Source organism: Haloferax sp. YSSS75, from assembly GCF_046764215.1.
Classification (GTDB): domain Archaea; phylum Halobacteriota; class Halobacteria; order Halobacteriales; family Haloferacaceae; genus Haloferax.
Genome location: NZ_CP177206.1, coordinates 2772567 through 2788069, shown reverse-complemented (window position 1 = coordinate 2788069; position 15503 = coordinate 2772567). Strand labels below are relative to the sequence as shown.

General features: G+C 53.0%; 14 protein-coding genes and 1 tRNA gene. 9 read left to right on the top strand and 6 right to left on the bottom strand.

All coding sequences use genetic code 11. The annotated features are described in order from the left end of the window. Nucleotides 1-42 precede the first annotated feature (42 nt). The gene (locus ACK3R5_RS14625; protein ID WP_411967487.1) at nt 43-324 is read right to left on the bottom strand and encodes a HalOD1 output domain-containing protein; all 282 of its coding nucleotides are present in this window, start codon (nt 322-324) and stop codon (nt 43-45) included. Nucleotides 325-935: 611 nt separating this feature from the next. On the opposite strand from ACK3R5_RS14625, the gene ACK3R5_RS14620 reads away from it, so the two are divergent. The 8 genes from ACK3R5_RS14620 (at nt 936) to ACK3R5_RS14585 (ending at nt 10046) form a co-directional block, all read left to right on the top strand. Then, entirely contained in the window at nt 936-2081 is a 1146-nt protein-coding gene (locus tag ACK3R5_RS14620) for a Fic family protein (protein ID WP_411968667.1), read from the top strand. Nucleotides 2082-2406: 325 nt separating this feature from the next. Continuing rightward, nucleotides 2407-3207, top strand: a complete 801-nt coding sequence (locus ACK3R5_RS14615; RefSeq protein WP_411967485.1) for a helix-turn-helix transcriptional regulator — start codon at nt 2407-2409, stop codon at nt 3205-3207. A 77-nt stretch (nt 3208-3284) separates the two neighbouring features. Continuing rightward, on the top strand, nt 3285-5375 hold the full coding sequence (locus tag ACK3R5_RS14610) for a VWA domain-containing protein (protein ID WP_411967484.1): 2091 nt from the start codon (nt 3285-3287) through the stop codon (nt 5373-5375). A gap of 1 nt (nt 5376) precedes the next feature. Next, complete coding sequence (locus ACK3R5_RS14605) at nt 5377-6426, top strand: CARDB domain-containing protein (RefSeq protein ID WP_411967483.1); 1050 nt, start codon at nt 5377-5379, stop codon at nt 6424-6426. 836 nt (nt 6427-7262) lie between these two features. Further along, nucleotides 7263-7529, top strand: a complete 267-nt coding sequence (locus tag ACK3R5_RS14600; protein ID WP_411967482.1) for an AbrB/MazE/SpoVT family DNA-binding domain-containing protein — start codon at nt 7263-7265, stop codon at nt 7527-7529. Between the two features lie 3 nt (nt 7530-7532). Next, complete coding sequence (locus ACK3R5_RS14595) at nt 7533-7934, top strand: PIN domain-containing protein (RefSeq protein ID WP_411967481.1); 402 nt, start codon at nt 7533-7535, stop codon at nt 7932-7934. A gap of 376 nt (nt 7935-8310) precedes the next feature. Next, complete coding sequence (locus ACK3R5_RS14590) at nt 8311-9174, top strand: hypothetical protein (RefSeq protein WP_411967480.1); 864 nt, start codon at nt 8311-8313, stop codon at nt 9172-9174. A gap of 68 nt (nt 9175-9242) precedes the next feature. Continuing rightward, nucleotides 9243-10046, top strand: coding sequence for an inositol monophosphatase family protein (locus ACK3R5_RS14585; protein ID WP_411967479.1), 804 nt, complete (start codon nt 9243-9245; stop codon nt 10044-10046). 423 nt (nt 10047-10469) lie between these two features. Here ACK3R5_RS14585 and ACK3R5_RS14580 read toward each other — a convergent pair whose 3' ends face one another. The 3 genes from ACK3R5_RS14580 to ACK3R5_RS14570 form a co-directional block, all read right to left on the bottom strand. Beyond that, nucleotides 10470-10946, bottom strand: coding sequence for a hypothetical protein (locus ACK3R5_RS14580; protein WP_411967477.1), 477 nt, complete (start codon nt 10944-10946; stop codon nt 10470-10472). Nucleotides 10947-11867: 921 nt separating this feature from the next. Beyond that, entirely contained in the window at nt 11868-12545 is a 678-nt protein-coding gene (locus ACK3R5_RS14575) for a hypothetical protein (RefSeq protein ID WP_411967476.1), read from the bottom strand. Between the two features lie 26 nt (nt 12546-12571). After that, nucleotides 12572-13084 (bottom strand): hypothetical protein, encoded by a 513-nt coding sequence (locus tag ACK3R5_RS14570; RefSeq protein ID WP_411967475.1) that lies wholly within the window; start codon nt 13082-13084, stop codon nt 12572-12574. Between the two features lie 146 nt (nt 13085-13230). Between ACK3R5_RS14570 and ACK3R5_RS14565 the strand changes: the two genes are divergently transcribed. Next, nucleotides 13231-13677, top strand: coding sequence for a hypothetical protein (locus ACK3R5_RS14565; protein ID WP_411967474.1), 447 nt, complete (start codon nt 13231-13233; stop codon nt 13675-13677). Nucleotides 13678-13857: 180 nt separating this feature from the next. On the opposite strand, the gene ACK3R5_RS14560 is transcribed toward ACK3R5_RS14565, so the two are convergent. Together ACK3R5_RS14560 and ACK3R5_RS14555 are read right to left on the bottom strand one after the other, a co-directional pair. Beyond that, nucleotides 13858-13930: transfer RNA gene (locus tag ACK3R5_RS14560), tRNA-Arg, on the bottom strand. 62 nt (nt 13931-13992) lie between these two features. Beyond that, the gene (locus ACK3R5_RS14555) at nt 13993-15459 is read right to left on the bottom strand and encodes an MATE family efflux transporter (protein ID WP_411964790.1); all 1467 of its coding nucleotides are present in this window, start codon (nt 15457-15459) and stop codon (nt 13993-13995) included. Nucleotides 15460-15503: the final 44 nt, after the last annotated feature.

Below are 15503 nucleotides of genomic sequence, written 5' to 3'. Positions count from 1 at the left end.
TCGTTCCAACACGAATCCCGCACGAGGCGAATAGACGAACGGTTACTTCACTGTGACCGTCTGGTTCGAGTCGACGGTGATACGGTATCCAGCGTAGTCGAACGAGATGGACACTGCCTCTTCGGTGTTCGGGCCGTTCGTCAACAGGGTGTTGAGAGCGTCGGGGTCTACCACCTCGAACAACGGCGGTTGGAGTTCTCCCCCACCGTCGCGCTCGGGGGCGGAGACGACTGCCGGGATTCCGAACTTGCGGGCGACCAACGCACCGAGTAGCGCCAATGCGGGGTTGACCGAAGTGCAAGATTTCAGTGCGTACGGATTCATTTCTGTACTCCACTAACAATTTGTGAGCCACGGCGACCCCTTACTCTCTCGCCACCTGTGGACACGTGCAAATCAAGCGACTGCCCCGAGGGGGATGATTCAGCATAACCGAACCTCTCTTGAATTCAAATTCGAGTTTATAACCGACTCACCGTCGTCTCTCGAACACGAAACGACCACGAGAAGAACGGACCCGACGGGATTCCCACGAACGGGAGTGAGTGGGAAGTCGTCGGGGGAGTGAGCGAAGCGAACGGACCCGACGGGAATGCGTCATCGCGTGTGACGAATCTGTTTTAATCGGGGTGTTGTCTGGCGATTAGCGAAGCAGATACTCAAGTTCTTGAGCTACCTGTAATCGCTTTCGACGCGCTCGACGATTCTGCCAAGCGACGAAGTCCTCGTTGTCGAACTTCTTCCTCTCCACTAGACAACAGGCACGCACGCATCAGATTTTGTTCAACCATTCAAATACTTGTTTCACAAGTCTTGGTCTCGATGACTGCGATTCCAAATTCTGCGGTTTGTCTGTGCATGTCTCGATTCTCGCTCGAACTTGTTCAATTGGTACATGAGCAGTTATACATGGGTTCGCAATGTACTGGTTAGAAATGCGGACGAAGAAGCTTCCAAAGGAGGCACCGGGGAAGTACGTCGAGTATCATCCACGTCCGTATTACTCGCCAGACCCTCTTCCTCCAGAGCCGAAAATCGAACTCCCCGACGAGACACACGACCTCGTCGCCGACGCAGCCTACCAGATTGGTCGCGTCGATGGCATCAGTTCGACAGTCGATTTCGCGGCCGTCCTCTACACGACACTCATCCGAATCGAGGCAGTCGAATCAGCTCGAATCGAGGGTGCTGAGGTCGATTATCAAGACGTCGCCGCGTTCCACACGAAACACGAAGACAGCACCGATGCTGAACCGCAAAGCAAGGACTTGCGTGAGGCTCTGAACTACGAAGACGCGCTCCTGTACGGTATCGACCACGTCGAAGGCGGTGGGAAAATCACACTCGACCTGCTCAAACACCTTCACGAAATGCTCCTCGACGGCGTCCGTAACGAGGGCGATGTCGTCGGAGCGTTCCGCGACCACATGGTTCGGCTCAACAGTCCGAACCCTGCGAAAGACCCATTTATTCCACCCTCGGCGTCGTCTCTCAGTCCCCTCATGTCTTCGCTCGTCGAGTACGTCGAAGCAGACGGAGAGTACCACCCACTCGTCGATGCCGCAATCATTCACTACTTCTTCGAGACGGTTCACCCGTTTTCAGATGGGAACGGCCGTCTCGGCCGACTCGTTATCATCCTCTATCTGGTCGGTCAGGGCTACATCGAGAGTCCGTACATCTACCCGAGTGCCTACTTCAACCGGCACAAAGTCGAGTACGTCGAAAAGATGCGCGCCGTGAGTGAACAGGGTGAGTGGGTCGAATGGATAGACTTCTTCCTCGAAGCACTCCGTTCGCAGGCCAAGGAGTCGTACGACCGTACGTGGGCGCTCAAAGAACTGCAGACGAAGTACGAGACGGAATTCGATGGGAACACGTCGACTGACAGGTTCGCCCGCAAATTACTCGAAGTTCCGTACTTCACGGCGAACGACGTCGTCCGGGAACTCGACGTATCCCGCGGGACGGCGTACAACGTCATCGACAATCTCGAAGACACCGGCCTCATCGAAGAAGTGACTGGGGCCGAGTGGGGTCAAGAGTACAAGGCGGTCGAAGTGTTCGACGTGTTTGAGTAGCGAATTCGGTACTCTCGTCGAACAAAATCACGGACAGTTCAACAGGGGCCGCAGACATCTGTGCCTCAGTGTCTAACCCTCGTCTGACATTCCCGAACCGGTCGTAGGTACCCGAGCAATTCTTTCCAGAGATTTTGAAGATACCTTATGACCGCCAGTCCAAACAGGAGAAGATAGAGCAACGAAGGCGCGATCTCGATAACATTTGAGACGGGCCCCGAATCGTGCTCAAACATAACTCCCGTGCTGTCCGCGATGGTCGCAATGGTTTTCACCTCCGAAAATACTAAATAATGAAACACAGTATACATATTAATGATATGACATGGTTGGGAAGGACACCGCCAAACTTCTGCAGTTTCTAGCGGGTTCTCGTTGTAGAGTGACCATTCTCTCCGAACTTTGTGAAAACGGGTCACTCCACCGAACGGATTTCGACCGGATTCTCGACACAGCAAGAACGACCATAACCCGCAATTTGGATGCGCTAATCAACCACGACCTTGTTGAACGTCAGAGTCGGACCTACTATCTCACTCTTCAAGGAGAATTTATCGCTAGTGAACTGGCTGACCTCGTTGAAATCATCCAAGCTACTGACAAACTAAAACCAATTTTGGAGCAACTCTCTGTCTCGGAGATTGAATTCGATCCACTCCTGTTGGCGGAGGGGACAGTCACTGTCTCCAGTTCTTCTAATCCATATGCACCAGTCAATCAGCACATTGGGCGAATGGGATCCGCACACCACGTGAAGTGCTTACTTCCATCATTGGGATTTAACCCACTACGAGCTGCTGAACGAGGGTTGCTTGACAGTGGAGCAAAGCACGAACTGGTTGTCGACACCGATGTCGCCGAAACCTTCCGTTCCAATCCGGAATACACGGAACCCCTCAATCACTTACTGGACACGGGAATTCTCACTCTCTACGTCTCTGACGAGGAAATTCCGTATTATCTTGGGGTTCTCGATGACACGGTGCAGATCGGTGTTAGTGATGAGGGTATTCCACGAGCACTTCTTGAGACCAAGTCAGACGATGTGAAAGAACAGGCAGTTGATATCTTAAATAATTACATTGACAAATCCAAGCAGATAAATAAATTGTCTTCTGTGGGGTAGTGTGCAATCCATGCACCTCGTGCAGTCAGTAATCTAATACGAATATCTCACATCTTCTCGTCCGGGTGTGTCACAATATGGAAGGGAACGAACTGAGCAGTAATGGTTCTGGCTTGGACGCTGAACAAAATAAACAACGACGAAGGCTGTATAGACGGACGCTTCTAAGGTCAACTGCAGCAGGCACGGGACTGCTGGGGTTATCCGGAATTTCTAGGTCACAAGAGGACTCCAATTTTGTCGACATCATCGGATCTGACCCGAGTTCGTACCCAACAATCCAATTGAACGTTCGAGTGGACTCGGATGCTGGACGAGATGGTAAGCTGACCAAAGATGATTTCACCGTGTTCGAAAATGGCGAGGAGCGCAATCTGACTGGGTTCGAGTTCTCCAGTACCCAACTCGACATAGTATTCGTCTTCGACGACACGGGAAGCATGGGTGATGAAATAGATGGCGCCAAGCGCCAGTCGAAGGAGTTGACACAGCAGATTGCAGATTCCGGAATTAACGCACGTTATGGGTTAATCTCGTTCAAGGATGATGTAGAGGTGGATCTGTCGCTTACCGATGATGCAGATAGTCTAGTGGGTGCTATCGACGGCCTCACAGCGGGTGGTGGTGGCGACGGTCCGGAAGACAACTTTGACGCATTAGAACGAGCGTTGGAGTTCGACTTTCGGGATTCCGCACAAAAGGTATTTGTTGATATCACGGACCAATTGTCTCATTACCGAGATGATGGATCCGGGTTTTCCAACTACACTCTGTCGGAGGTGAAAACTGACCTCATGGAGAGAGGTGTGACCTACGTTGCTGTTTCTCCTGGATTTGAGGACCCACTGGCGAGTAAAAAGAACCTCGCAGAAGAAGTTGGAGGGCTGTACGTCGACATCAATGGTGGTGACTTTGACCAAATTCTACGATACATCACTGAACTCATTGTTAAAAGTTACATTCTTCAATACGAAACTCCGCTACCTGCTGGCACAGACGCTTCAATTGGCTTGACGGTTACCGATCCAGAGCGCGGCAGTGGAGAGGCAACGGGAACACTGCAAATTCCTGAAGACGCAGGACCAAACATTACATTGGACGATATAATTTCTGCTAAACAAGACCTCACTGCCGAAGTTGACCGCCTTGCCGCGACAATCGATGAACAAAGTCGTGTCACACCCACGTTGGATGATTTGAAGAATACCGTCTCCAACGGGGATGTAACGCAGAAACGTGCCGTCGAAGCTGTCGAACGGATGATTCTCGTTGAGGACGTGGCCGAATTATCACTTGCCGGTCTCGGATCTCGAGAAGCAACTAGCGGTCAGGAAGAGGTGTCGTTGGCAGGCGAACCCGAGGATTCGATAGCGACAGACCCGTCCATTGACATTCTAGGTGAAGTCGGCGTAAATGCCATTTCTGGGGTTATGAGCATGCTCTCCGTCTCCGCGAGCGTATCCCGACTCGTACTGAAGCTTGGATCCACTTTACCTATTGCTGACAAACTCTTCAAAGTAGGAAGTAAGGCGACGTCGTGGATCGCGGATCTCGTAGATTACCTTGGCCCCTTCGGGAATAAGGTCAGAGAACTCGGAGACCAACTATGGCAGGGTGAACTCAAGAATAATGTGCTGAACAGTGCGTACGAAACAGGGGAGCAAGCGTACGACGCATTCTCAGATGCCGTCGATACTGTTCGAGGCGAAATATCCGATCACATGATGAGTGGGTACGAAAGTGGCGACGACCGAGAGTACCCGCTCGATAGTACATTGGAGCGCGCGGATTCCGAATTGGGCGTCGAAGACAGTAGTCTTTCATTCGGAGGCGGAAGTCCATTTTCTGGTCCGGACTCTTCTGCGAAATCTGTCGCTACAGGTGCTCGAGAACAGATTACAAACGAGATTGAAAATGCAGATCAGCAGATGGATGCCAGTGGCTGGACTGCCTTTATCGTATCAACGCTGAACGCAGCATTAGCTTTCGCTGCCGCAACAGCTGGGGCCGGGGCACTAGCAGTTGCGGTTGTCGCTGGAATTGGGACTCTTGGATCGCTCATATTCACCGGGATAGCAATCAAACGTGGTTTGGATTGTGGGACTGAAGTTCTCAATATCTGTGACCGTGCAGCAACAGAAATCGTCAATGGGTCGAAGGTGTCCTAAAATGTCAACAAAAAATATATCGGCGATTTTGAATACGCTACAGTCACAACTCGAACGGAGTGAATTCGAAGCAGCAAACCAGACGTTCACGGAACTCAGTGAAGCGTATACTGCACGTCAATTAGACGAAAAACTACTGGTCGGGAAAGCACAAGCCCGCCGAAACACTGGAAGCATTCCAGAGCCCCTGCGAGACCAGTTGTACGCACTCGAAGAGCAATATCTCACTACGGAACTGAGTCGGATGTCGGTATTGGGATCGGTGAGTCTATTCTTGTTGAATCCGACAGCTGCACCCGCCTCTTCGGTTACATCTAACCTCTCTACGGCCGTGTCTCGTGAAGATGATCTACAGCAGGAAATTGAAACGACTTCCCCGGAATTACAGGGTCTAGTGGTTCCGCCTACACTCAAACTTGTCACAACTGACGTTTCGAATCCTGCGGTATTTGTTGGAGATTCTACATCTGTGTCCATCACAGTGCAGAACGTTGGATCAAGTAGTGCTGCGGACGTGACTGCCCAATCCGAGAGCAATGACCTGACGGTAGACCCATCTACCCAGTCGGTCGGGGTAATTGATTCTGAATCGTCGGAATCGATTACGATGTCTGCTTCGTCGGATTCTCCGGGTACCCACAAACTCGAATTCGAAGTCAGTAGTTCGAATGCAGGGAATGTTTCGGGAAACATTGAGGTGTCGTTCACGACACCCGTAGAAGTGTTGGATTTCCAACGAGACGAATTAGTTGCTCTCGAAGGGGACGTCTCTGATGCGTCTCCGCCAGGTGGTGCAGAACGGGGACTAATCGATAAACTAGCGGCGGCACAAGATTCAATCAGCCGTGCTATTAGTGGATTAGAGTCCTCTAGTCGGGGCGGGCAACCTCCAACTCGTGCGTTAAATACGGCAATAAACCAACTCGGAGCGTACCTGAATCAGGTGGATGCACTTTCCAAGCACCTTTCACCAGCCTACGAATCGCGTCTTCGAACTGGTGGTGAATCTGGGATCGGCGAACTATCTCGAGTCCGAGATTACATCTCTTAAAAAAGTGGGGGGGGTTCGCACCCTTCTCTCCGTCATTCGCGTCAATAGTGTCATCGTGCGCTTTATCCAAAGGGTGGGTAATCGTTGGGCCATTTTTTCTCTTGCACCAACCCGTACATCCCCATCTTCACACGCTGACTGGTTAGACCTGATTATAGTTCGGCGGCTGAAACTAGATTTCGGAAGTTGAAGCGTCCAATGGGCGAGGTGATGTCAATGTCATTCGTTATGGCCTGACGAGTGGTGCCCTTCAACGAACCGCCCCACCGTTTTCACGAGATCAACAAGCCATCGCAGAACCGATCCAATCTCCAAATGGTGATGAAGTTCTCTCCAGCGAATAGGACTATTATACAGTCGGACTGAATCGGATATCTTGATCCCGACGATGACTAACTTGGCGATGCTACAGGTCGTCCCGGTTCCCCGTAGCTACCTGATTTCCAGCAACCTTCCTCTTAACGAGATTTGCCTCGCGCCAAGTACTCATTCGATTTACGATGGTTGTGTTTTGAAAGAGCACTCAGTAGTAACCACACCACTAACTCCTTCCCCACGTTGTACAGCGAGAAGAGCGACCCGGCGAGTCCGGTACGAATCGAGACGAATTCTGCAATAATCCGTGACCTGAGGAGCTTGACCCTGCGCTATCGAGCGATTAGGACAGCAACGGACCCCGACGGGAATGCGTCATCGCGTGTGACGAATCTGTTTTAATCGGCGCGTTGTCTCGCGATTTGCGCCGCGCCGATACTGTTCGATGCCCGAGGCCGAAATAGTGGGAGAATGAAAATAATAGCGGGAAGATTTTTGATTCTTCCCGTACGAGCTATGCTATGTCGAAATCGACGGACGAACGGGGTCGAATCTACCTCCCGAAGGACGTCCGGTCACGGTTCGGTGAGCGCTATCGCATCGTCGAACTGCCGAGTCACGTCGCGCTCTTCCCTGTCGACGACGACCCACTGGAGGGACTTCGAGAGGCAGTCGGCGACGCATTCGAAGGAGTAGACGCCGACGAACTCAAAGACGAAGCGCGGAGAGCAATCTCCGAGGAGGTTGAGATCGAAGACGAAGAGCGGTCAGCGAATCGAGAGGCCTGATTCGTGTACGTCGAGACAGACTTCTTGATTGCGTTAGTGAAAAACGAAGACTGGTTGCGTGAATCGGCACTCGAAGCCCTCGAAGGACGCGACGACATCCACACGTCGATTCTGGCCTACGCAGAGGTTCTTGTTCTCTTCTACGACCGTGAGCAGTCGGAATACGACATCGACGCTCCACGAGCGATTGCGAACCTCCTCGAACTCGTTCCGATTACCCCGAAAGAACACGAAGATGCAGTTCTCGCGGCGGCGGCGTTCCTCGAAGAGTATCATCTGACACCGTTCGATGCGCTTCACGCTGGGGTGATTGCGACGAGTGGGGAGGAAGTTCTCTCCAGTGAACAGGACTACGATACGGTTGGTCTCGACCGGACTCCGTTGGAACCCGATAGGGACGAGTGAGATCTAGCTATCGGGTGAATCCACAACCATACGGACCCGACGGGATTCCCACGAACGGGAGTGAGTGGGAAGTCGTCGGGGGAGTGAGCGAAGCGAACGGACCCGACGGGAATGCGTCATCGCGTATGACAAATCTGTTTTAATCGGTGTGCAGTCTGTTGATTAGCGACTCTCAGATATGACTGCCTAAGATACACTTCGACTTGTTCGACGACTTGGTCTACAAACTTCGCCTCAAGACCTCCCAGCTAGGCAACGAAGTCCTTTGCAAGGTGAGTGAACTGACCACGGCTCGGCCACTCATGGCCGCACACAAACACGCATCTACAGAAAGAGGTATATGTATTAGACAGAATATGTCGTTTGACCCGAACGAATGGTACTCGAGAAATACAAGCAGAATTTTATTAAGCACTACAGCAAGCCGAAGGTTCGACGTGGGCTCAAACTCGGGTTTGTCACTATCATCGGCTTAGGATGGGTCGTTTCTCAGTACGTAACGAGCGTTCTCACACTAGAACAGACAGTCTTGTTCGCCCTGGTTCTGCTGCTCGTCTCTCTTGAGATAGTCGAGACGAAAATTTACGACCTTGAGAACCTGTTTAATGAACCGATCAGTGCCCACAGGGACAACTACGACGTTGACGACACTATCTCGGGACATTTCGACTCCAACTATCCAGCAAAGGGGTTCATCATTTCGTACTCAGGGAGCACTGGAACGTCGAAGTCACCGGTGAAGCAGATGATACAGCGCGGGACGAAGGTCCACATTCTCGCAAAGAATCCAGCGCACGCGATCAATCCTGATGAAACAGACCTGATTCTCGAAGCGCTGAAGTCGAGATATGAGTTCGACAAAGAATACGACGATATTGAGGTCAGATTCTATTCGGAGCAGGCGTCGATTAAGGGCTTGAAGACCGACAACCTACTGGTTATGAGTTGGTATACGTTCGCCAAGGAACGGGGGCGGGAAGTAATGGGTCACGAGAACCCAGCAGTCACTGTCAACTCCAACAAAGACTACGAGTTCGAGATTCTCAGCCGGTTCTTTGAGGATGTGTACTTTGCGCTCTGGAACGCAGGGCAGACACCAATTGAACTGTACGAATCCAATAAGTGCCCGGATGCACTAGCCCGATGGGTAGACCGTCAAAGGAATACCGAACGGGAGGATTGGTTGCGCGCTATCAGTGGCAAATCGTACGAGAGTCGACAGAATATGTTCCAACCGTGACCCACACATCAAACGGTACTTCACACTGAATCCCATATTAATAAAGCGAAGCGAAGAATCACTCTCGTATGTCACTTTCCCTTGACGACCGGATTGACCTCACGTACCAGGCAGCCCAGAAGGGTGCTGCGAGGGCTCAGGAGTTCTTCCGACAGGACTTCAGGGTACAGACAAAAGCTAACAAGAGCGATCTTCTGACGGTAGCCGATCTCACGGTTCAGAATGAGATAATTGAGTTACTTGAACAGCGTGCTCCTGGAGAGCCGGTAATAGGTGAAGAGGGATCACAACCGAAATCACTAGACTCTGGCGAAACGGGTTGGATTGTTGACCCAATTGATGGAACGAACAATTTCGTCCGTGAGATCCCATTCTGGGGGACTGCTGTCGTCTCAATCGTCGAAGGGGAGCCACTTGCCGCGATGACTGCGATGCCATCTCTCGGTGATCAGTACAATGCCGACAGAGAGGGCGTTTACCGAAACAACTCTCCCATTCAAGTTAGCGACCGTGACGACCCGGAAACTTTCGCTGTTGCACCGATAATCTGGTGGGAACTTGATAACCGGGTCGAGTTGTCTCGGCTCACCGACCAGCTCGTTTCAACATTCGGTGATCTGCGTCGATATTGGTGTGCACAAGGGACATTGGCCCTCGTCGCGGCAGGGTCGCTTGAAGCGGCAGTCACGACTGTCGAAACGAACCCATGGGATACTGTTGGTGGTGTTTATATGATTCGACAAGCCGGGGGAACCGTGACGAATGCTGATGGACACCGCTGGGAACCTGATGATACCACGCTCGTCGCGTCCAATGGTACACAGCACGATGTGGTCGTTGAGTCTGTTCGGAATGCACTGGATTCCGTCTGAAAGGCTCTGTTGAGATCATCAGTCGCTGGCAGCTTGTTGAGGGCGAGCTGAATAGAGGTAGATTCAGTGACATACCGTCTGGTTCCGGAGAACATTCGTGCGAACCGACCGAGACACGTCGTTAATACTGGTCGGCTCCTTCAAATCCACTGAAGTCCATGACTGCGGCGGGGTGCTCCGCGCGGCGTGTTCAAATCTGGTGTCGAGAAGTAGATAATATATACTCGTCTCGCTCTCGTCTACCGAATCCAAAACGTGCTGTGACAGAACGGACCCGACGGGAATCCGTCATAGCGTGTGACGAATCTGTTTTAATCAGGCCGATGTCTGTCGATTAGGGCGCTACGATTTCTTTCTCCAGTCGATGTTCTAAAACTCGAAATTGACCGAATCCTCAACTATTGAATTTCTCTCTGGCAGGTCCTATATCTGCTCGCTCGGGAGTTCTCTCGAGGCCTTGTACTCGAATTTCTGACTGTGTTCTAGGCACTGACAATCTAATACACTAATGAACCGCTTTGCGTCCATCACCGCTTGATCAAGTTCGTCTGCGGAGCACGTGAAATCGATGTCCGATAAGATGTAGTTCGGGTTACTCGTTTTTGCATACGATTTGTTCCAGTCGTACTCTGATAGCTCTTTCAACGCTTGTCCAAGAATCCATTTTGCTGTTGAGTGTTCCCTAAGCGTGTCTCCATCAAGGACACTGGGGTAATTCAGATCTGTGGTTAGTCCTCTTGGCACTGGAATACTCCCTGCGATAACCTCAAACTGGTCATCGTCTCCTTTTTCAGCTACAATGATTTTCGAACTTGTGCTGGTTGACAGCGTCGTAATCTCGTATTCGAGTATTGTCTCGTCACTTTTCGTTACAGAACGTGGTATTCTTCTTCGGGACATATGTTTGTTTTCTCAGCATCTTTGGTAAGCCATTATCAGACTTCACTCCCTGAGTGGCGCCCCCGTGGTCCGCCCTCGAGGTTTCTTACTCTCGGTTTGGAAACGTTCGTCAAACTCCGGTTGAGTGGGTTGTGGTGTGTCTTTACTCAGCTTTCGCCGATAGTTGGTGTCAGACTCGTGGTTACAGGGTGGTTCATATACGTCATTAGTCTTCGTGCAAGTCTTCTGGTTTGCCACTTCTCGTCGACATCGGTGTGTTCGACTTCGACCTCAAGCACACCCCAGCCCGTCGACTGGACAAGCAGGGCGTACTCGTTGTACGGTCGCTCAGACTGTGCAGGTTCGTCAGCCCATTGCTGCATCTGCGGTGACCGCCGCCAGTGTCTAGTCTGGCGATGTCCGTTCACAGTCCGCTCTACGATGTCGGTGTCGTACCAACCGGAGAAGTAGTCGAGCGTGGGCTCTCGTCGGCCGAAAGCTCGCCAAAGCTGGTTCTCGTGATGCTTCTCGATTGTTCTGTGTATGGCCTGTTCACCCCGAGTGAGGCTTGCTTGGACTTTCACACGACCGATGTGGTGACCTGGCCCACGGCTGACGGAGAAGATACGTTGAGCGAATGCTGATCGAATGGACTGCTCTGTATCCCACCCAAGCGGATTTGACCGGAATCCGGTCAAGGGCTCGTCTCGTTCTTCGTCGTAGTCAGTATCACCCCCAACAAGCTGCCGACATTTCCATGTCGTATCCTCGTACTCGGGTGGGAGATGCTTGAGCTCTGGAAGTAGACTTGACAGAGAGACATCGCGCCCAATGCTTCTGATTTCTCCTGCCTCTGCGTGAAGCAGTGGAGTCAGACCGGTACAGACTGCAAGGAACGTTCGTCGTTTCATCGGAAGATGGTGTTGTGGATTGGTTGCTTGCTCAGCAGAGGTCGAGGTGGTTCGGTCCAGGGGCGTTAACAGGCTCCGTCACACAAGGAACCGAACTGTCGGTCAAGAGTCCGTAGTGGGCCCCCGTGTCTTGGTCGACGAGGCGAAGAGCCGCAAGCGAAACCTCGTCTGTTCGTCGCACGATTGCATCGTCGTAGTGAGTCAGCACCTCTCCGATAGTCTCGTCTCCCTCAGCGACTTGAACGAGCAATTGTACGGCGCCGATTGGAGTCGTTCGAACTCGTCTGTTTGGAGAGAGGATAGTATCTGCTGGGCGAGCGTTGACAGTCGCAACTCGTTCACCCCCTTCGACACCCTCGACGTACCGTGGGCCGATACTCGGGTCGTGGTTCAGTACTTTCGGTGGCACTGTTTCCTCACGGAGGATCTCGTAGAAGTCGTCTACAGCGCGACGTCGGTGCCGTACATCTCCAATGGGGAGCAGCAATCTCACACCGGCTATCTGAGGCGTGAAAAACCGGGTCTTGAGCATGTATTCGATACTGATACTCAGTACGTGACTTGCAGCATCAGTCCAGTCAGTGCAGACGTTTCGCTCATCATCGAGGGAGCGCACGTACATCCGCTCACTTGGGTGCGCAACCAACTCGTGTTCGGAGTACGGCTTAGGGACGAGGTCGGAAAGACGATCGACGCTTTCGCTACTCACTCGGAGCCTCCTCTGCACTGACGTGGTCATGGCGAACATTCATCCGGGTCGAACTTCCGCGCGATATCATTGAGGCATGCCACTTTCGGGTCGTCTATCTGGTCTCCTGGGGCTACGTATTCTTCCGGTTCAAAGAGAAGGTCGAGGTTGTCACGGGCTCGTGCTACTCGAGCGTCTTTGAGTCGGAATCCTACCGGGTAGTCGCCGTTGACATCCTTTTTCGCAGATTCTTTGACGAAGCGTAGCGGAAGAGGGTAGAAGTGGTCTGTTTCCGGGTTCCACCTGTCTTTCTCACTGAGTTCAAGTAGGACCAGATAAACCCGCTCAAAATCGTCGCTGTTGTATCTTGCTTCGTCGTTGACTTTGAAACGTAGGGTGTCATTCTGACGTACCGACGCTCTCGTCCGGAGTAGCAGTCGGGGTTCTTCGTAGAGGACTCGGTGGTGTTCGTCTAATGTGGGGGTATGGCCCCGCTCTCTTGCACTCTCCTGTAGCCACTTGAGGAATCCAGTCTTTGCCTCTCCGTATTCACTGATCATGCGTCTTTGCCCTCCCTCTGACGAAGCCTCATTATCATACACGAGTCACGATACAGACCACTGTATTAGTTCTTTCGCCGAATTGCCGAATCGCTGAATAGACAAATATGAGAACTACCTAATACTCAAGGACCGGAGATGAGAGCATGGCGAAGCAGTTGAACCCAAGAGTTGAGTCCGAGATTCGAAAAGCGATCGATGATATCGCTGCAGGTGAATGGACTATTAGCGACACCGCTGCAAAACTAATTAGGATAGGTATTGCTGTGAGAGAGTCCGGTGCTGAACCCAAAATTGAGGGACCGTTTGGTTTGCCGAGGCCATTCGCAAAAATCAGTTTGGGAGATACAATGGTTGAACTGCGAACAGAAGTCAGCGAAGATACCGCTGACCGACTAACAAACGAGTTTGATAACAAACCAAATACTGCTGCCCGTGAGGCTCTCCGGCTTGGTGTGATTGCAGTCTCAATGGACGAACTCAAAATCAGAGGTCCAGCAGGTGAGCCCCGACCGTTTGCTCAAATAGAATTAGATGAAATTGGGGATCATGACGTAAGGAAGCTAATTCAAGAACTTAGTGACAGGTTGTAGCGTCCAAAATTTGGACGGACCCGACGGGATTTGAACCCGTTCACAGACGTTCCTGCTCGCTCCCTCCAGTCGCTGTGCGGGCGTGCGACTGTTCGTGTTCAAATCCCGGTGGCCGCTTTGTTCCTCACGGCAGTTCGAGCACACGCTACGCGGTGCTCGTCAGAATGTTCGTCACAAAAGCGGACCCGACGGGATTTGAACCCGCGACATCTTGGTCCGGAACCAAGCACTCTGTCCACTGAGCTACGGGCCCTCAGCGAACAGAGGTACACGACACCGACGTAAAACCGTTGTGGAACCCACGCTGTTGGTCGATTACGCGCTAGCGCTATCGGCGTCGATGACGCTCTCTTTCCACGTGCCGCGGGTGAACCACGCCGTCGCCGCAATCGCACCGAGAATCTGCCCAGTCGCCATCCCGAGCCAGATACCCGTCTCCCCGAACCCGAGTTGGAACGACAGCAGATAGACGGTCGGAACGCGGCCGAGCCAGAGCGCCAGCAGCGAAAAGCCGAGTGCGGTCTTGGTATTTCCAGCCCCACGGTAGGCACCGAGGACGACCTGTAAGACGCCGATGAAGCCGAACTCGAATGCACGGACGCGGATGTACTGGACGCCGAGTTCGATAGTCCGCGTCGCCGACTCGGTACCAGTCGAGATGAAGAAGCCGACGATAGGTTCGGCGAAGACGTAGGCGACGACACTGATGACGACCATGACGCTCGCACCGACTTTCGCCGCCAGCCAGACAGCACTCTCTGCTCGGTCAGGTTTCTGTGCGCCGAGATTCTGCCCGACGATAGTGTTCGTCGCCCGGCCGAGGCCGAGTGCGGGCAGGAACACGAGCGACGTGAGTCGGTTTCCGAGACCGAACGCCGCGACGACTTCGGGGGCGAACGTGACGACCATCGCCGTGAGGGTGATAAAGCCCAGTGCCGTCGCGGACTGTTCGATGGCACTCGGGACGCCGATGTCGACGATTTGCTTGATGTATTCGAGTTGCGGGCGGAAGTCGGCGAGTTGGACGTCCGGTCCGGCGGAGGTGCCGAAGATGACGTAGATGCCGATGACGGTGGCGACGCCCCGAGAGAGCACCGTCGCGTAGGCCGCCCCGGCGACTTGCAGACCAGTAAACTCTGTCGCGGCGAGCAGACTGGCTTCGAGTCCCCGGAGGCCGAACATTCCGAACAGCGGGTTCGACTCGAACCCGAAGATGAAGATGGGGTCGATGAGGACGTTGATGACGACGCTGATGAACATCACGACCATCGGGGCGCGGGTGTTCCCGTACCCGCGCATGAGCGCGGAAAAGACGAAGAACCCGAAGAGGAACGGGAGGCCGAGGAAGAACACGCGCATGTAGTCGCCGGCGAGGGGGACGACTTGCCCGGCCGTCGCGGGTGAACTCGGGAGGATGCCGAGCATCGCATCGGTGGCGAAGAAGCCGATGATGCCGACGGTGATGGCGATGAGGGTGATGAACGTGAGCGTCTGGCCAGCGACGGTTCCCGCGGACCCCTCGCTCTTCGCACCGGTGTACTGTGCGACGAGCGTACTCCCTGCGACGGTAAAGCCGCCGCCGACGGAGATGAGGAGGAAGATGAGGGGAAACGCGAGGCTGATAGCGGCGACGGCGTCAGTCGAGAGACGGCCGAGCCACACGGTGTCGGCCAGATTGTACGCCACTTGGAGGAGTTCAGTGACGATAATCGGCCACGCAAGTTCGAACATCGGGCGTTTGAGGTCACCTTCGGTGAGGGAACCTCCTTCGGGGACAGACACTGAACGCGTAAAACACGTGGCTGGCGTTTCAACCCGTCGATAAG

What these genes read in the sequence shown, in the direction of transcription:
- ACK3R5_RS14605 (WP_411967483.1), top strand. Translation starts at nt 5,377, where the DNA reads ATGTCAACAAAAAATATATCGGCGATTTTGAATACGCTACAGTCACAA.
- ACK3R5_RS14565 (WP_411967474.1), top strand. Translation starts at nt 13,231, where the DNA reads ATGGCGAAGCAGTTGAACCCAAGAGTTGAGTCCGAGATTCGAAAAGCG.
- ACK3R5_RS14570 (WP_411967475.1), bottom strand. Translation starts at nt 13,084, where the DNA reads ATGATCAGTGAATACGGAGAGGCAAAGACTGGATTCCTCAAGTGGCTA.
- ACK3R5_RS14590 (WP_411967480.1), top strand. Translation starts at nt 8,311, where the DNA reads ATGGTACTCGAGAAATACAAGCAGAATTTTATTAAGCACTACAGCAAG.
- ACK3R5_RS14600 (WP_411967482.1), top strand. Translation starts at nt 7,263, where the DNA reads ATGTCGAAATCGACGGACGAACGGGGTCGAATCTACCTCCCGAAGGAC.
- ACK3R5_RS14625 (WP_411967487.1), bottom strand. Translation starts at nt 324, where the DNA reads ATGAATCCGTACGCACTGAAATCTTGCACTTCGGTCAACCCCGCATTG.
- ACK3R5_RS14580 (WP_411967477.1), bottom strand. Translation starts at nt 10,946, where the DNA reads ATGTCCCGAAGAAGAATACCACGTTCTGTAACGAAAAGTGACGAGACA.
- ACK3R5_RS14615 (WP_411967485.1), top strand. Translation starts at nt 2,407, where the DNA reads ATGGTTGGGAAGGACACCGCCAAACTTCTGCAGTTTCTAGCGGGTTCT.
- ACK3R5_RS14585 (WP_411967479.1), top strand. Translation starts at nt 9,243, where the DNA reads ATGTCACTTTCCCTTGACGACCGGATTGACCTCACGTACCAGGCAGCC.
- ACK3R5_RS14610 (WP_411967484.1), top strand. Translation starts at nt 3,285, where the DNA reads ATGGAAGGGAACGAACTGAGCAGTAATGGTTCTGGCTTGGACGCTGAA.
- ACK3R5_RS14620 (WP_411968667.1), top strand. Translation starts at nt 936, where the DNA reads ATGCGGACGAAGAAGCTTCCAAAGGAGGCACCGGGGAAGTACGTCGAG.